The sequence below is a fragment of the Aeoliella mucimassa genome (genome assembly GCF_007748035.1).
In the GTDB taxonomy this organism is placed as follows: Bacteria; Planctomycetota; Planctomycetia; order Pirellulales; family Lacipirellulaceae; genus Aeoliella; species Aeoliella mucimassa.
Window position 1 is genome coordinate 3,260,848 of sequence record NZ_CP036278.1, and the last position, 16,864, is coordinate 3,277,711.

A 16,864-nucleotide genomic window follows, 5' to 3' on the forward strand; every position below is an offset into this window, starting at 1 on the left:
ATGATCGATTTCTCGTTCCTCGAACAACTGCGACTTACGCTCAAGAACGCGCGTGACACGCTGCTTAACGAGCGGAACCGTGAGGGACATTGGGAAGGCGAACTGGCAAGCAGTGCCCTTTCCACGGCAACCGCGGTGTGTGCTCTTTCACGCCTGCTAAAGGCTCCCAACGCTGACTCCACCTGCGATGTGGATGTCGCAACCCAGCAGGTTTCAGCCGGTCGCGAATGGTTAGCAACTTACCAGAACACTGACGGCGGTTGGGGCGACACGACCAATAGCCTGAGCAACATCAGTACTTCGGTACTGTGCTGGTGTGCGTTTGCGGGGGTCGAGTCGCAGTACTCCGACACGGTACAAGCAGCTGAGCGGTACATCACCGAGAAGTCAGGGAGTCTCGAAACCGCCGATCTAGTCCGCACAGTAAAAGAACGATACGGTAAGGATCATACCTTCTCGGTACCGATCCTCACCACCATGACGCTACATGGCCGACTCGGCGACGCCCGTCGCGCTTGGCGGCGAATCCCATCGTTGCCCTTTGAGCTCTCGGCTTTCCCACGCGAGTGGTTCGCCGCTCTGCGATTGCCAGTCGTCAGCTACGCCCTGCCCGCATTGATCGCCATCGGACTAGTTCATCATCACCAGAGCCCCACCCGCAACCCTCTGACTCGCTGCGTTCGCAATGTAGTGCGTCGTCGAGCACTAAAGGTGCTTGAAAGCATCCAACCGCCGGGCGGTGGGTTTCTGGAAGCGACTCCGCTCACCAGTTTTGTACTTCTCGGACTGCTCAACTCCGACGAATACTCCTCACCAGTAGTCGCTCAAGGTGCAGGCTTTCTCCTCCGCTCCTTCCGAGAAGATGGCAGTTGGCCCATCGATACGAACCTGGCCACCTGGGTAAGCACGCTTTCGGTCAATGCATTAGTGAATGATTCGGATGACGCCAAGGTGCTCAGCGACAACTCCTCATCACACCTTACTGACTGGCTACTCGACCAGCAGTATAGCGAACGCCACCCCTACACCTACGCTGCCCCAGGTGGTTGGGCGTGGACCGATCTGCCAGGCGGCGTGCCCGATGCTGACGACACCCCTGGCGCGCTACTTGCGCTGAAGAACCTGAAGGCTAGCGACTCAACGCTCGACGCTGTCGTACAAGCAGGCGTGCAATGGTTGCTCGACCTACAAAACTCCGATGGGGGAATCCCCACCTTCTGTCGCGGCTGGGGAACACTGCCTTTTGATCGCAGCAGCTGCGATATCACTGCCCATGGAATGCGAGCCTGGAATACCTGGCGTTCTGAGCTGCCGAAATCAATGCAACCAAAAGTCGACAAGGCCCTAACACAGGCTATGTCGTTTCTGGTTGCTCGACAGCGCGCCGATGGTGCCTGGCCCCCACTCTGGTTCGGCAATCAGCTCGCTGTAAACGAAGATGAAACCAATCTCACGTACGGTACTTCTCGCGTGGTGCTTGCTCTGGCGGAGCTCGAAAAGCAGGGCACTAGATTGCAACAGCAGTCATCATGCATGAAGCGTGGAACAGATTGGTTGCTAACCGCCCAGAATGCAGACGGGGGCTGGGGAGGAGTGGAGGCTGTTCCTTCGTCGATTGAGGAAACCGCTTACGCTTTGGAAGCACTGACCGCGGTCGCCATGATTCAAGCCATTCCCAACATCGAACAGGTGATTCGCTGTGGGGCCAAATGGCTCATCGAGCATACCAACCAAGGGACCAACTTCCCTGCGACTCCAGTAGGATTCTACTTTGCCAAACTCTGGTACCATGAGCGGCTATATCCCATGATCTACACGGTCGCCGCACTGGGGGGAACGCATGCCTACTTGTCAGCTGAGACTCCAGCAACTGTCATGGAGCCGACGTCATGACACTGTATCTCGACGACAATGCATCCACGCGAGTCGACCCACGTGTCATTGACTTAATGGTCGATGTCATGCGAAACCAATATGGCAATGCTGGTAGTTCGCACATATTCGGCTCGCAGGCCAAGCAGCTGATCCATACGGCTCGCGACCAAATCGCGAACTTAGTAGCCGCACGTCGCCACGAGGTAATCTTTACTAGCGGAGCGACAGAGAGTAACAATCTGGCACTCCTCGGACTTGCAGAGCATGGCTTACGAACCGGCAAGCGTCATATCGTTAGCACACAAATCGAACACAAGGCAGTGCTGGAACCACTGGAGCAACTGCGAACACGTGGTTTCGATATCACTCTGGTTCCTTGCGATTCCCAAGGCGTTGTTTCGGCAGAGTCGATCGTCGATTCCATCCGCGACGATACGTTGCTGCTGAGTGTCATGCAGGTGAACAACGAGACCGGAGTCCGCCAACCAATAGCTGCCTTCGCCGAGGCCATAGTGTCTCGCGACGTGTGGTTCCATGTCGATGCAGCCCAAGGATTTGGTAAAGACCTCGATCCACTCACCCACGCTGGAATCGATCTAATCAGCATCAGTGGGCATAAGATTCACGGCCCTCAGGGCGTTGGTGCCCTGATCGCGCGACGCCACAAGAACGAGTTGCCCCCACTACAGCCCTTAATGTTCGGCGGTGGCCAGGAACTCGGCATTCGCCCCGGCACCTTGCCAACTGCGTTAATCGCAGGGTTTGGACTGGCCGCCGAACTAGCAGCCGCGGAAGCCGACGCACGCAAAGCTCACTGCCAGCAGGTAAGAGCCTTGTTGTTCGAATCGCTAAACTCGCTTTCCGTTACTTGCCATGGCAGCTCTAAAGACCAGCTTCCGAACACCATGAATATCTCCATCCATGGCATTAGCTCTGATCAAGCGATTGAGGTGCTCGATGACTGCCTGGCCTTGTCCGACGGATCGGCTTGCACCTCGGTCTGCGCCACTGCGAGTCACGTTTTGCGTGCGATGGGAGTCCCCGACTCCCTGGCGGATTGTGCTATTAGACTCTCTTGGAGCTATCAGACAAACTTAGCGGAATTACGCGACACTCTACCGCATGCCATTGGTATACTTGGTGACTTGCAAAACAACGATTCAACGTCATCCTAGAGCGACGGCTTGCCTGTCACGGATTCGATCCATTCCATGAACACATCGGATAATGCCCCGCGGGTTTCCACTTCATTTCAGCGTTACTTCGCCGAAGCGATTGGTACCTTCGCCCTCGTGTTCTTGGGAGCGGGAGCGGCCGCAGTGGATAGCGCGACCGGTGGGGCCATCACGCACGTTGGTATCGCTATCGTGTTTGGTTTGGTGGTTTTCGCAATCATCTCGGCAATAGGAGAGCAGTCGGGCGCTCATATCAATCCAGCGGTCACCTTGGGGTTTTGGATTTCTGGCCGTTTTGCTTCACGCGACGTCCTCCCCTACATCGTTGCCCAATGCTTAGGGGCGATCGTCGCCGGATCTGCGTTGAAACTACTCTTTACGCAAGCCACTTCGCTGGGCGAGACGCTCCCGCGATATTCGGCTCAACAATCTTTCTTGCTCGAAATCATTCTCACCTGGTTTTTGATGTACGTCATTCTATCTGTTGCAACGCGGGCCAAGGAGGAAGGACTCGTTGCAGGCTTGGCCATTGGTGCAACCGTAGGTTTACTCGCCATGATGGGAGGGCCGATCTGCGGAGCGTCGATGAATCCCGCTCGATCGCTAGGCCCCGCACTTGCTTCAGGGAACTTGCAGATGCTCTGGATCTATCTAATTGGCCCCACGATCGGTGCCGCGCTGGCCGTTTTCACGTACAAGATCACGCATAACTGATAACGCCGTCTACTGACGTTGGATCTTCAAGAAGTCTTGGTGGCAAGAAAATGAGTAGCCTCCATCTAGGTCAGCAAATCGCTCCTCGACATACTTTTCTAAATCGCCCCACGGAAGTCCCTCGGGAACAGGCAACACATTCAGCACAAACTCCGCAATCTGGCAGGCTGTCTCCAGGTCATTCGCATGGATGGTTGCTTGCACGCGTTCTAGTTCGGCGCGGTAGGGCCCTCCCTCCATATCGTTCAGCATCGGTACCAGCTGACTGATGTCAAACGAATCTCCAAGAAAGTGTTGTACCATCTGCATACAATCGGTTCTTGGATTCTGTAACGCCAATACCAGCACGCCTTCGTCGTCGAGCCAACTTAACAAACGCTGCAAGTTGCTGGACCACTCCGATTTCGGAATGTAGTAGAACACATGCGAACAGAGAACAAGATCGCCAATTGCTTCCGGTTCCGAATCCATGATGGTCACTTGATGCGACCGCCCGCAAAGAGGGGCTAACTCGTTGAACAACGACTCGTTGGGCTCAATACCGATGCCAGAATCGAACGACTCGAGCAACCACTGAGTCAGCGTACCATTGCCCGCTCCGGCGTCGATTAGTACGCGTCGCTGAGATAGTTTTGAAACAGCCTGCTCAAGCCATTGCATCGCATTCTGCTTCTGGTTCGTGTGTTCAAGGAAAACACGAAAGGCATCGTAGTATGCGGGATCGCTTGAATCATAGGATTTAACAGACTTGCTAACCGAAGACATAACACGCAACCCAACGATGGTAAATCCAGATGCGGTACCGACTCTTGTGAGTCGGGCGTTAATACAGCACTTGATGGTAGCGACCTGGCGTATCGCCGCAACCGTCTTTCTTCCATACCGTGAACTCAGGCCCAATCAGTCGCTATAAGGATCACTTTCCAGGAGACAGAAACACCTACTGCAGACATCCGCAGTCCTCGATTAAGGCAACTACTTACCTAACTTTCTCCCTTTTTGGTTCACATTCATTTATGGGAAGCCGCTGAATGGCTGAACCTCGTTTCACTTTTCTCCAATTCAAACCATTGAGCTCCTTCCTTTGTGACTTCCACAATCCCCTAAATACGCCATAATAGTGAAGCTGACTCGTTTTCTTCGATAGGAACAAGCTAATTCGATCTGCCAGGCGGTATAGGAGTACGACTTCGGTGCAAAACCCAACTGGAAAACTGGAAGCTGGTTTCACCGCTGATCGGCCCTCGACCGATCGCGCAGGTGAGCCCTACTCCAATACTCCGGTAAGTACCAACGTCCCAATTCAACAAGCTTCTCCCAACGGCAGCCGTGCTGGGGAGCAAGGGCCGCTAGTGCTATTGGTTGCAGGCAACGAAAATCGTCGACTGCAGATGGAACGGATTGTCACACAGGCTGGTTACGACGTTGATTTCGCTCCCTCTGGTCGAGAAGCTTTACGCTGCCTTCGAGACACGAACGATTACAAACTTGTTCTCCTCTGTGAGGTTCGAGATATCGACGCGGTTTCGATGTGTCGACAAATCAAAGAGTGGGGACGGCTGCCGATCACCTCCTCGGTGATTGTCTTGCAAGATCGGTTTAAGGCCGACCAGGTAGTCGACTGCTTGACTAACGGAGCGAGCGATTACATCTCGGGGCCTCATTTTTCCGACGAACGGGTGTTGCTCGCTCGGCTGCATGTTGCTGTGCGAGGTTATCATTTGGCGCCGGATGACCGCACAGTCGACTCTGACACTCCATTAGTTGTCGGCCCTCTGACGATCAATGCGATAACCTTCCGAGTCACGGTTGCTGACCATGGGGATGTACTACTCACAAAACTTCAGTTTCACTTACTTTCGCGGTTAGCTCGTCGCCCTGGGCGGGTGTTTCTGCACGACGAGCTGCGTCACTTTATTTCGCAGTTTGGTGGAGGGAATCCTACGGACCAGACGATCAAGTCGCACATGTCGAACTTGCGAAAGCGTCTCGGCCCGGCTGGCGGAATGATCAAGACCATTCGCGGTGTCGGCTACGTCTTGCAGGCATAGTGCTCTGCTTCAGAAGTAGCAACACTAGCCGCGCGGCCGAGCTTGCTGCGACCAGGTTCTCGCAATACCCACCAAGTCGGGCTTCTCGCCGGCTTCTTCTTCGAAGTAGTATTGTTCGATTCCTTGACGCGACTGACGCAGTTCTTGCAACTGCTTTGCATCAATTCCGTTGCGTGACTCTATGCGATCGAGCAATCCGATGACCGAAAAGGGAGTAATCCGTTCAGGCATCGCAAACTCATTCTGAGTCACTTCAATCGGCTGACGCGACGAGAATGCGACGATCAATGCAATCACCCCGAGGATCACTACGATCGGCCCCGCGTACCACCACCAGGGAGTGCTTGCGGTCGACGCGTACTGCGACTCCAACTCAATCACTGAATCGACCGCCAGCAGATCAGCGTCGTCGTATCGTTGGTAAATCGCTTCGGTGACTTCCAACTTCGGCTCAGCGAATTCAAACGAGGTCGGCGGAGTTGGCAGGTCCTCTTTCGTTTCCATGTTAACCAACCACGAACGTTCCGAAAGGATCACGTTGCTAGGACTATCGGGATCAAACTGCGAGATTGATAATCCCTCGTCCTTCACTTCGGTGACTTCAAAACCCTCTGGTTCGATTGACAGCAGCTCATCGAGATCTGGAACCAGACCTTGAGCCACGGCTTTCACTTCCAGAACCAACAGCCCATCCTTTGCCTGACGTTCATCCAGGGTCTGGGTTATGCGAATCTGATCTGCTGGGCGGGGATCCTTCGGGGCGGTCGCTGCATCCACTGGCAGCGGCGGGGACGAAATCGGAATCACCGCGTATCCCGAGGTATCCAAGAAGTCGAGATCGACCTGGAACGAGGGAATCTTGTCGACTTCAGGAGCTTTCGCCTTCAGCAATACGTAGGCATACGGAGTGTATCGCCAGCCGTACTCCGGCAGCGAGCGCGAATTCACGTCCTCGCTCTGGAAGGTGACCGACAACACTTCAAAGCTATCACCCACCGCAGAAACGACTTGCTCTTCAAACTTGTCGCGGTAATTCTCCAGAGGGCGGCCGTAGTTGTAGTAGTAACGGGAGCCATTGTTCTGATTCTGCAAGTAACGAGAGAAACCGCCCGACTCGCGCTCGATTTCGCGGGTGTGCACCAGATTCACGAACACCCCAAACGGCTTGTCTTTACCAATGGTATCGCTGCCATCGATTTTGGTTTCGAGCTTGATCTCCGTCACCAGATCTGCGTAATAGTCGAAGATTTTCTGGGCTTCTTCCGCACGCTCATGATCGCCGACGATTGTCAGTCCGCTCTCAAGATAGCGATACTTAAGGGCCGGTTTGATGCTGCTCATGCGAGTGAACAACGAGTTGGCAAACTTTGCCATGTGACGGTCGGCGGCATCACCTGGAAGTGAGAGAATCGCCTGACGAATCAAAGGAAGCTGGCTGGGGTCTTTCGGCTTGTCCTGGCTTAAGCGTCCCGGATCGCAGGCACCGAGACTAGCGTAGTACCAGATTTCGAATGGCTGAGTGGTTTCCTGATCCTCACGAATATCGCCGACGGTCTTCGAGTAAAGATCGGCTGCAAGCTGAAAATCGTCGAAGGCATTCTCCAAGCGATCGACAAACTGCGAGTCAGGAGCAATCTCGCGACGAAAGTCATTCGCGTCGTGCCTTAGCGAAGCCTGGGCCAATACTAACGACCAATCATCAGGATGCTTGGCCAGTCCCCCCTGCACGACCGCGAGGGCGACCTCGTAGCCGCGCTGAACTTCTAGTGCGATATCCCGCTGCTTTCGATTCGTCTTGGCATCCTTCTGTACCGCGGGAACGCGCCACATGCCGACGAGGTTGGTTCGCATTTGTTCCGCGAGCGCGGCGAGGGTCTCGGGCTTCAGGTTATCGATCGGACCAAACACCTTCGCGATGGCTTCGAGCTTGTAAACCTCTGCAGAACTATGGCAGGTGGTAAAGGCCTTTGCCAGCAAGCTTTCGTCCACGTTGTCCAATGGCAAAGCATTGAGTCGCTCCACCAACTCCGCCAGCTCTTTAAGATTACGTTCCTGCTTCGAACGCGTAAGCGGAATGCTCTCGGCACGTTGCTCGAAGCCATACATGTAGACATAGCTATTTGTGCGGTTGCGATCGACATTCGGATCGTGATTATCAGTCCAGATTCGCAAGAAATCGCTCACCAGGCTGTCTGCCACTTCAGGGTGTGTTTGTGCGAGCCGTTCGATGTAGGGGAATGCTTCGTCCTCTTCATTCACCTTGAGCAGCAATTGGGCCACTTGCTTATCGATCTTGGGACGAAGTCCTTCGTCTACGTACTTGAGCCAGGTATTGCTGGGCTGAATCTTAAGTATTTCATCCACGGCGATCGCTTCGGGGTCGTTGCTATTGCGTGAACGCGACACCTGCATCGTGTCGTAGTAGAAAATGTTGCCATACATATCGCGTTGCAGTGCGGGGCGTCGAGAGTCGGAAGTGTCAAATTGATACGACACTTCCGCTTCACGTAACCAGACACTCGCAAGAACGCTCAGTTTGTCTTTCCATAATTCGGCGGTCTCCGGCGAGGTTTCCACCAGCGCTTCCACGGCGGTCGACTGCAGCTTCATCAATTGCAATCGTTTTCCCGGATCGTGAATGTTCGCCTGCAATGCGCGAGCCGATTGGTTGCCGATAGTCGAGAGGATTTCGACGCCGCGATAGCTGGCCTCGCGAAACGCATCGGCCAGCCACTCTTGTCCGAGATTCTCGCGAACTTGGGGGGCTAAATCGACCGCTTGGGTCAACGCTAGTTGCTGCTCGGTTTCCTCTACCTCTTCAGCGGCAAGAATCTCTTGCACCGATTTCCACGCCTTTTCGAGATCTTCCACGCGGTGATCTTTACGATACAACGCATAGAAATAACGAGACAATTGAATCAGCGACTTGAACTGCTGATTTTCAATGGCCTCTTCGAGCTTCGGTAGAAATGCATCGGCTTTGAGCGTGTGGCCTGACTGCATCAGTAAATCGACCACTTGCGTGGCATCGAACGCCCGCGTCTCCTCGTCTTGGGAGAGTTCTTGTTGGAATGCGTGGAGCAACTCGTCCAGTTGATATCCGCTGGCGAGATAAACGCGAACGAGCCCCGCGAGCATTCTCACTTGGGTTTCATCCAACTCAGCGGGAGCTAGCTTGACGATCGCCATGTAATCGTCGAGCGAGATCACATTGGTTTCTGGTTGAGCCCCTCGCTGGTTCTGCATTTGAAACAGTTGCTGCAACTGCTCACGAACTTCTGGTGAAGCGTCGACAGGAGGTTGTGAGGGAGTGGTTGCGAGCGACTTGACGATTTTTTCATAAACCGCCTTTGCTTCGTCTTCCTCAAGCGTTTCGAGAAACGCCTTGACCGAATCCCACCGACCGAGAGTCACATCCTGCTGCAACTGCTTGAGTTGCTCGGCAAAACTTGGCCCCTCAGGCTCGCTTGGCTCCTCCTCGCTTTCGGATTCTTCGCTGGTTTCGCCTGCTGACTCGCTATTGGCCTCTTCCGCGTTCCCTTCTGGGGGTGCAACGGCCGACTCCTCTTCGGAAGATTCCGCTGACGCCTGCTCTGCTGTATCTTCAGTTTCGGATGCCGGTGATTCGGTCGTTTCGTTCTCTACACTGTCTGATTCCGCAGTCGTTTGGTCGGTCTCCGTCGCCTCCGTTTCAGGGGACGTTTCTTCTTCGGATGAACCCTCCTTAGGGGTACTATCCTCTGCCGCACCTTCCTCAGCATTGCCTTCCGCGGTCGCTGCTTCCTCAGCCTTTTTCTTGTCGGCGGCTTCTTTCTCCGCGTCTTTGATTTGCTTCAGCTCAAAAGCCTTCCAAGTGGCCAAAATCGTAGAGGGTCGGCGGTCGAACCGAAGCTGCTGGATCTTTTGCAGACGCTCCTGCTTTTCCTGCTGTGCTTCGCTGTCTCCCTCCTCGCCGGTTTCGACGGCTTCGCCTTCAATGTCGTCGACAAACTCAACTTCATCGTCTCCCTCCCCGAACATTTCAACCACTTCGAACGATAGACCGTTTTGCGACCGTTGGATCACTCGGACGGCGCCGGACGTCGGAGCCGGAATGGCTTGTGCCCACGCAGGCTGCGATGCAGTGGCAAGGAAACCCAATAACAGGGCTGCAAACGTACTAGCGAGGGTATTCTTCATGACAGAGGTTCTCTTCAGCAACGCGAGCTTACATACAACCAGCTCACGCGGCCAAGCAAAACAAGCGGCCGCATGAGCTGGAAAAGTCTTGTTTCAATACGACTACGATCCACTACCGTCCGCGGGAGGACCGGAACTGGCCCCACGAGCGTCCTTCGATTTCTTCTTGCCATTGCTCGGCTTCTTGCCAGGTTTCTTGCATTTACAATTGCATTGACCGCTGCTGCAGCTCTTGCACTGCCCTGGCAGGTCGAGGGCTTCTAATTCCGTCAAATCCATGCGGGCGAGGCGAATACTGGCTTCGAGGTCTTCGGTGTACTGTTCGGCCGCTTTCTCGTCGCCGGATTCCTTCGCTTCTTCAGCCAGCAAGCGATAGGTTTGACGCGCCGACTCGATCTCGAGTTCCCAATGCTCACGGGGTTCCCCCTCTAGTCGCATGAGCCAGGTCAAATAGTATTCGGCCGAAGCCATTGCCGCCCGCGTTTCGGTAAGAATCTTGGCATCCGCGCTTTCGCTCTTCTCCAACTCGTCGAGCAAAGAGGTCAAATCGTCGTAGGCAGCGGGCAATTGCTGCGACAGCATGCGTGCCTTAGCGCGTTCCAGCCGAATACGCTGCTCGACCTCGGGCAGGTCGGTTTCCAGCGTCTCTAGGGCAGCGCTGCACGACGCATCGACGGCCGCCCAGCGCTCGTTGCTCGAGTCGAGCGATGCTTTACGCAGTTCGAGACCAGCCAGCTCGTTTTGAACCGCATCTTGGCCGGGGCCAAAATGGTAGAAGGCGAAGCCGACTGGCACGGCGATCCATGCTAGTAGTAATGCGAGGCGCATAACAATCTCCTATGAGGGGGCAGAGGTAACCGATGGGCTGGCCTTCGATTGTAAGGCAGCCTTAGGCGCGTGTCGATTAAACTTCTGAGACGTTACCCGTTTTCTTTCCCTGGAAACGGTATTGGAGTAGCGAACGCCTGGTTGCCAGCCTGATCCAAAGTAATGCAGCAGCAGCGGAATCACACTAATCGCTACCGCACCGGTAGCTGAGGCAATCAGGGCAAACTCGCGAAGGGTCAGTTTTTCGAGCGTGCTCACGGCATCGGTAGCGGCAATCGAGCGAATAAGCGACGTGCTAAGGTGTTTTTGATTGCCATCGTGGTAAACGCCCCCCAACCGCACGGCAATTTGCCGTAACGTCGAGGCGTCTTGTCGACTTTGCCGGCCGTCGATGAATTTGCCCGCGACTGGATCTCCCACACCAACCACCACGACGTGCTCGACCGACTTCGGCATTTCGGGCATGCCGGTGGCTGGCACCGTGTCGCCATCGCTCAACAGCAATAGCGTGGTGGAACGCGGCGGGAAATCGGCGACAATATCGGCTGCCTCGCCGAGGCCGGCAAACAGGTCGGTTTTGCCAATGTTAAAAGCCAGATGCAACGGCAAGTCGTCCAGGATGTTATCGACCACCTGCCGATCTTTGGTATCGATCACCACCGGCTTGGCTCCGTTGTAGACCGCGACCACCGAGGTTCGATAGTTCGGCAGCTGCACCCGCTCGAAAAACGAGTTCATCAAGCGATGCACTTGCTGTTGGCGGCTAATATCGCCTTCTGGGCCCGCATCGACCAGCCGCATGCTCGGCGACACGTCGAGCACCAGCACCAGATGTTTGAGTTCACTCTCGGCAATCTTCGTGCTGGTGTGCACCTTTGGTTCAATCAGCAGCAATGTCGTCAGCCCCCACACACAGGCGGCCACGGCGGCGGCCAACACAAACGGGGCGACACGGACCCACATTCGCGGGCGGGCTTCGGGACCGAACGCCAGGTGCGCAATGCGATGCATACGTCGCCAGTGCAACGCTTCGGCCAGCAGCGTGATGGCCAAGGCTATGAATGCGGCAAGTACGGCTACCATGGCGTATAACGTAATCCCAATGAACAAACGAGTCCCAAGCCAATGATGCTCAGGCCGGTCAAAGCGTAAGGTCGATAGTAGTCCACCGCGTCGGCGGCAGTGCGTTCCATTTCGGCCTGTTCCATATCGTCGATGCGCGTGAACACCGAGTTCAGCCCTTCGACATCGCCGGCAGAGAATGCTTCGCCGCCGGTGTACGAGGTGATGTTGATGATGGGATCGGGGATCTCCGACTCGGCAATATGAATCGCGTACAGCACGATGTTGTTCTCTTTGAGCTGGTTGGCAATTTCCATATCGCTGCCATTGAGTAGATCGAAACTGTTGCCGTCGGACACCAATAGAATCATGCGATCGCCATTGTCGGTTTCGATCAAACGCCGCTGGCAGGCGAGCAGTGCTTTGCCGATTTCGGTACCGCCAAACATCGGCGGCGCGACTTCAGGTCGCATGAACGGCGGGGCGTAGCGAATCGCCGACGAGTCGGTGGTGATTGGTACCCAGTGCATCACCTCGTTGCCGAAGAACGTAAGCCCGAAGGCATCACCCTCGCGGGCGACGAGAAAATCGTCGATCGCTTGCATCGAAGCGTCGTACCGATTGCCTTCGCCAAACGTGGCCATCATGCTGCCCGAGACGTCGACGCAGAACTCGATGTTGGTCAATTTGCGATGAACCTCTGGCTCGGTCAGCCGAGTCGGCCCTGCCAGAATCAGCACGACCACCGCCAGCAGCAGTGCCGGCAGCGATGCAACCGAGTTGAGCAGCGTTCGCAGCCAGGGCCCGCTACCCGTCTGGCCATGATCGTAGGGCATCACCACCCCCGGCCGACGGCGACGCCATTGCCATAGCAAAATGGCGATTGGCACCAACATCAGCAGCACAATAATTGGCCAGAACAGGCGGAAGCTCATACCTCGACCGCCTCCTTCGCCTCGGTGGTCAACGACTCACTCGGCAGGTTGCGGTAGGGTGCGAGAAGCTCGGGGATGTCGACCGGCATATCGTCGTCCGGGCGGTGCAGCCAGGCTTCGAGCTGACGAAGCAGCTGGCCCCCTTCGGGATGCTCAAGCACCTTTCGCCGAGCTTCGGCGGCCGGAATATGATCGAGGCCGAGTCGCTTTCGCCAGAAGGCAAACAGCACCCGTTCGAGTTCCGCTAGCTCCGCCTGGGTCAGCTCACCAGCCACAGCGGCTTCGACCGTCGGACGAAGTCGATCTGCGAGAGTCCGTGGACGCTCTTCGCTTGAGGCCTCTAAAGCGGCCGATCGCTTCTTGCCGACCGTAAGTATCGCGTACCCGATTGCCAGCCAGGCGAGAAAACCGAGCAGCACCCAGGTCCAGTACCCTCCCACGCGGGGAAGTGGAGCCGACTCGAGCATGTTGGGTTCAATCTGCCCCGGCGGCAGGATGGCTGTGACCGTTACCATGGTCGCTGGCAACTCGACCGCTTGTTGTCCATCGGTCGGTTCCAGGTACTCCACCAGGTTGTACTCCCCTGGTTCGAGGGCGTAGTACTCAAACGTGTATCGATGCGACGTGCCATGCGGATGGCTTTGGACCAATCGCAAGATGAATGGATCGTCGCGAGTCTCCAGCGGTTTGACTTGCAGCAGTGGACCTGGCAGCACGAGATCTTCGATCGTCACCGGAAAGCCGACCGAAGTGGCTTCCGGCGTATCGCTCGGCGACACGTCCGCGCTGGTTGCGGGAACCGCCAGCAGGGCGAATAAACAGACAGCTGGTAATAGAGTCTTGATCAACGCGCTCCCCTTCGTAGTAGATCGCGAGCGCGAAAAAAGTTCCGCAAGTTGTGGACAAACGGCTGGTCGGTCGGCAGTAGCAAATGATCGATTCCGCGGCGTTTCAGCGCTTCGGCGGTTTCGTCGTGCTCGAGCCATTTCCTGCCGGAGCGAGTGGTAAACTGCTTGCCAGTTTCGGCCTCGCCGGCACGCACAAACCCCGCCCGCCGCACGCCCGACTCGGCTGGGTCCTGCAGTTGAATCACGGCCACGTCGTGTTGCTCGGCCAGTTGCCGGAGCGCTGGCACCGCCCGCGGGTCGTGCAGATCGCTCAGCACAATGACCAACGACGTACTCGAAAGTCGAGGCGAGAGCTGGGCGACTCGCATGCCGAGCGAAGTCGATTCGTCGTAGCGATGGCTTCGCAATTCATGGAACCATTGTAGGATCTGCGTTTTCGACAGGCTCGGCTCCACCCGCAGCGTTCGCTCACCGACCGCTACCACGCCGACAGGGCTGGCACGGTCGAGGCAGGCGAACGCAATTCCTCCGGCAATATGGATGGCCATCCAGTACTTGCTAATGTGATGACTGCTGATCGTCATCGAAGCCGACGTATCAATCAGCAGATAACATGGGAGCCGCTTGGGAGCTTCGTATTCTTTAACGAACACCCGCCCCGCCCGGGCAGTCACGCGCCAGTCGATACTTTTGACCGAGTCGCCAAATTGGTATGGCCGCGACTGCACGTACTCCAGGCCCGACCCGAGGAACGGTGAGCGATCGTTGCCGTAGCTCAGGCTGGTCGCCAATCGCTTGATAGCGATCACGAACTGCCGCGAGTCGAGCGGTTCAATATTATGAAGTGTACCTTCCAACCATTCATCCTTTCGGTGAACTGATCTGCCAGTTCGCCTGCAACCAATTACGCACCGACTTCTTGCAAGATTTCCTGCAGCGCGGACGCCGTGGTGCGTCCTTCGGCCAACGCTTCGTAGTTGGCGCGGATGCGGTGCAGAATGACGTCTTCCGCCAGTTCGTAGAGGTCTTCGGGAGTCACGTAGTTGCGACCATGGATCAGCGCCCGAGCGCGGGCGGCTTTGGTCATCGCGATACCAGCACGAGGGCTGCAGCCGAGTTCAAGATCGGGGTGCCGGCGGGTGCGATCGATGATTTCGATCACGTGTTCGAGGAAGGTGTCGCTCACGTGCACTTCATGCACCGAATGCATCGCTTCGACCAGCATGTCTTCGCTGCCGACAGGCTCGTCGTTGATCGAGTCGAACTCGTTGCGAGCGACGGCTCCTTTGCCTTCGCGACGGATACCGAGCGACATGTTGCGTCGCAAGATTTCGCGTTCGTGCTCTGGCTCCGGATATCCGAGTCGATGCAGCAACATGAAACGATCGAGCTGGGCTTCGGGCAGTTCGAACGTGCCCGACTGTTCGACCGGATTCTGGGTGGCGATCACCAAAAACGGCACCGGTAGCGGATAAGCCGTATCGCCGATCGTTACCTTGCGTTCCTGCATCGCTTCGAGCATGGCGCTCTGCACCTTGGGAGCTGCCCGATTGATTTCGTCGGCCAGCAGCAAGTTCGTGAAGATCGGACCTTTGTGGGTGCGGAAACTGCCCGACTGCTGATCGAGAATCTCGGAACCGAGAATATCGGAAGGGAGCAAGTCGATCGTAAACTGAATACGACTGAAGTCGAGATGAATCGCCTTGCTCAGGGTCGATGCGAGCAACGTCTTGGCGACGCCCGGCACGCCTTGCAAGAGAATATGTCCGCTGGTGAACAACGCGATGAGCAATCGCTCGACCACCACGTCCTGGCCGACGACGACTTGCCCTACCCGCTCACGAACGCGAGCAATGAACTCAATCGTCCCGTCAACCGTTTGCGTCGGCGGATCACTCTCTACGATGGACATGGTGGGTGCCTCTCTCACTTCTTATTCAAGCCAACAAATTGGCTGGTTCGCAATGTTCCCTACGGTACCCCGATGGCGTTCTGTACGGCATTTCACCGAGGCGAGTTCGATTCTAGACGATGCAGGTGCGGGTCACAACAATTCAGATGTCAATTATTTCGCACGGCGAAGCGGTGCTATTCCAACAGCCGCAAACTTGCTCGATACACTCAAATTCCCTTCGAATTCCTCGAATCCATGGTTTGTCACTAGTTTACCAGGGCAACCCACGATCATGGTTCGATCACCCCCAAGTACTTCGGCGGCACGTGCTCGGTGAGCCATACCTCGTTTCCGGTCTTATAGAATAGGTATCCATCGGCCGCCATTTGCCTGGCGTCGACCGCCACCAGCACCGGTTTGCCGTGACGCATGCCGACCTGCAGCATCGTCTCTTGGTTGGTCGAGAGATGCACATGGTGTCGACGACCTTTTCGCAATCCATCGGCCTGGATCGATTCGAGATTCCGCGTCGCGGTTCCGTGGTACAACACCTCCGGCGGGGTTTGGGGCTCGTAGCCGAGATCGACCTCGGTGGAGTGTCCCTGTCGGGCGCGAATCTGGCGGCCGTCGCTCGAAAACTCAAATCGCTGCTTGTCGTTCTCCTCAACGACCACTTCCAGCGTTTCGCGAGTGAGTCTTTTGCCATGCTCTTGGTAGGCGGCCAACAATCGGTCGACCTCTACCCAGCCACCATCGCCGAGTTCGATGCCGACCGAGTCGGGGCGATGCCGGAGCACGTAGCTCAGGCCCTTACTAATCTTCTTCAATTGTTCCTTATTCATCGCTTTCATTTCCTACTGGTGCGTTTCGCAATTCGTCACGCACCTCCATTAATATTTTGCCGAGCCAGTTCTGGCCGGTCTTTTTCGCACCGCATCCCCAAAAGTAATCGCGGGGAGCGGCTTCGACGAGTGTCTCGTCGCCGGTGCCGAGCAGCAGTTCACGCAATTCGGGATGCGTGGTGAATTTCGCCCGCACCGCATCGCGCATGATGTCGAGCTTCACCGCTTCCCAATCCGACCGTAGCGGTACCTTACGAGTACGCCCAAGCTGTTTGGCAACCATCGGATTGTCTGCTGTGCGGATGGTCTCGGCCTGCTCATGACCAGGGAACTTCATCGCCTGGAAATAATGCTCGACCGTCGGGTAGTGTTTGCCATCGATCTCGAATGCATGATTCGAGAAGTTCGACAACTCACTGTACAACGTTCGCTTCGAATAAAATTCAATGGCCACCTGTTAC

General features: G+C 56.0%; 14 protein-coding genes. 4 read left to right on the forward strand and 10 right to left on the reverse strand.

All coding sequences use genetic code 11. The features are described from left to right. The 3 genes from Pan181_RS13125 to Pan181_RS13135 are packed head-to-tail and all read left to right on the forward strand — an operon-like array spanning position 1 to position 3,764. Positions 1-1,893: a prenyltransferase/squalene oxidase repeat-containing protein gene (locus tag Pan181_RS13125; RefSeq protein ID WP_145247265.1), complete on the forward strand. Its 1,893-nt coding sequence runs from the start codon at positions 1-3 to the stop codon at positions 1,891-1,893. Next, positions 1,890-3,050: a cysteine desulfurase family protein gene (locus tag Pan181_RS13130; protein WP_145247266.1), complete on the forward strand. Its 1,161-nt coding sequence runs from the start codon at positions 1,890-1,892 to the stop codon at positions 3,048-3,050. The genes Pan181_RS13125 and Pan181_RS13130 overlap by 4 nt, the downstream gene beginning before the upstream one ends. Before the next feature lie 36 nt (positions 3,051-3,086). Further along, a complete protein-coding gene (locus tag Pan181_RS13135) occupies positions 3,087-3,764 on the forward strand; it encodes an MIP/aquaporin family protein (protein ID WP_145247267.1) in 678 nt (225 codons plus the stop codon). Positions 3,765-3,773: 9 nt separating this feature from the next. Here the strand turns inward: Pan181_RS13135 and Pan181_RS13140 are convergent, their stop codons facing one another. Continuing rightward, positions 3,774-4,529: a methyltransferase domain-containing protein gene (locus Pan181_RS13140; RefSeq protein WP_145247268.1), complete on the reverse strand. Its 756-nt coding sequence runs from the start codon at positions 4,527-4,529 to the stop codon at positions 3,774-3,776. Positions 4,530-5,293: 764 nt separating this feature from the next. Between Pan181_RS13140 and Pan181_RS26120 the strand changes: the two genes are divergently transcribed. Next, positions 5,294-5,815, forward strand: coding sequence for a winged helix-turn-helix transcriptional regulator (locus tag Pan181_RS26120; RefSeq protein ID WP_197529233.1), 522 nt, complete (start codon positions 5,294-5,296; stop codon positions 5,813-5,815). A gap of 24 nt (positions 5,816-5,839) precedes the next feature. On the opposite strand, the gene Pan181_RS13150 is transcribed toward Pan181_RS26120, so the two are convergent. The 9 genes from Pan181_RS13150 to Pan181_RS13190 form a co-directional block, all read right to left on the reverse strand. Continuing rightward, positions 5,840-9,994, reverse strand: a complete 4,155-nt coding sequence (locus Pan181_RS13150; RefSeq protein WP_145247270.1) for a hypothetical protein — start codon at positions 9,992-9,994, stop codon at positions 5,840-5,842. Between the two features lie 102 nt (positions 9,995-10,096). Continuing rightward, on the reverse strand, positions 10,097-10,822 hold the full coding sequence (locus tag Pan181_RS13155; RefSeq protein ID WP_145247271.1) for a hypothetical protein: 726 nt from the start codon (positions 10,820-10,822) through the stop codon (positions 10,097-10,099). Positions 10,823-10,831: 9 nt separating this feature from the next. Next, positions 10,832-11,905, reverse strand: coding sequence for a VWA domain-containing protein (locus tag Pan181_RS13160; RefSeq protein WP_145247272.1), 1,074 nt, complete (start codon positions 11,903-11,905; stop codon positions 10,832-10,834). Next, the gene (locus tag Pan181_RS13165; RefSeq protein ID WP_145247273.1) at positions 11,899-12,819 is read right to left on the reverse strand and encodes a vWA domain-containing protein; all 921 of its coding nucleotides are present in this window, start codon (positions 12,817-12,819) and stop codon (positions 11,899-11,901) included. Before Pan181_RS13165 ends, Pan181_RS13160 begins: the two co-directional genes overlap by 7 nt. Beyond that, complete coding sequence (locus Pan181_RS13170; RefSeq protein ID WP_145247274.1) at positions 12,816-13,667, reverse strand: hypothetical protein; 852 nt, start codon at positions 13,665-13,667, stop codon at positions 12,816-12,818. The genes Pan181_RS13165 and Pan181_RS13170 overlap by 4 nt, the downstream gene beginning before the upstream one ends. Beyond that, entirely contained in the window at positions 13,664-14,524 is an 861-nt protein-coding gene (locus Pan181_RS13175) for a DUF58 domain-containing protein (protein WP_145247275.1), read from the reverse strand. The genes Pan181_RS13170 and Pan181_RS13175 overlap by 4 nt, the downstream gene beginning before the upstream one ends. Positions 14,525-14,571: 47 nt before the next feature. Continuing rightward, the gene (locus Pan181_RS13180; RefSeq protein ID WP_145247276.1) at positions 14,572-15,579 is read right to left on the reverse strand and encodes an AAA family ATPase; all 1,008 of its coding nucleotides are present in this window, start codon (positions 15,577-15,579) and stop codon (positions 14,572-14,574) included. Positions 15,580-15,851: 272 nt separating this feature from the next. After that, positions 15,852-16,403, reverse strand: coding sequence for an RNA 2'-phosphotransferase (locus Pan181_RS13185; protein ID WP_145247277.1), 552 nt, complete (start codon positions 16,401-16,403; stop codon positions 15,852-15,854). Then, positions 16,396-16,857 carry an NADAR family protein gene (locus Pan181_RS13190; protein WP_145247278.1) on the reverse strand — a complete coding sequence of 154 codons (462 nt, stop codon included), beginning with the start codon at positions 16,855-16,857 and terminating at the stop codon, positions 16,396-16,398. The genes Pan181_RS13185 and Pan181_RS13190 overlap by 8 nt, the downstream gene beginning before the upstream one ends. Between the last annotated feature and the right edge of the window lie 7 nt (positions 16,858-16,864).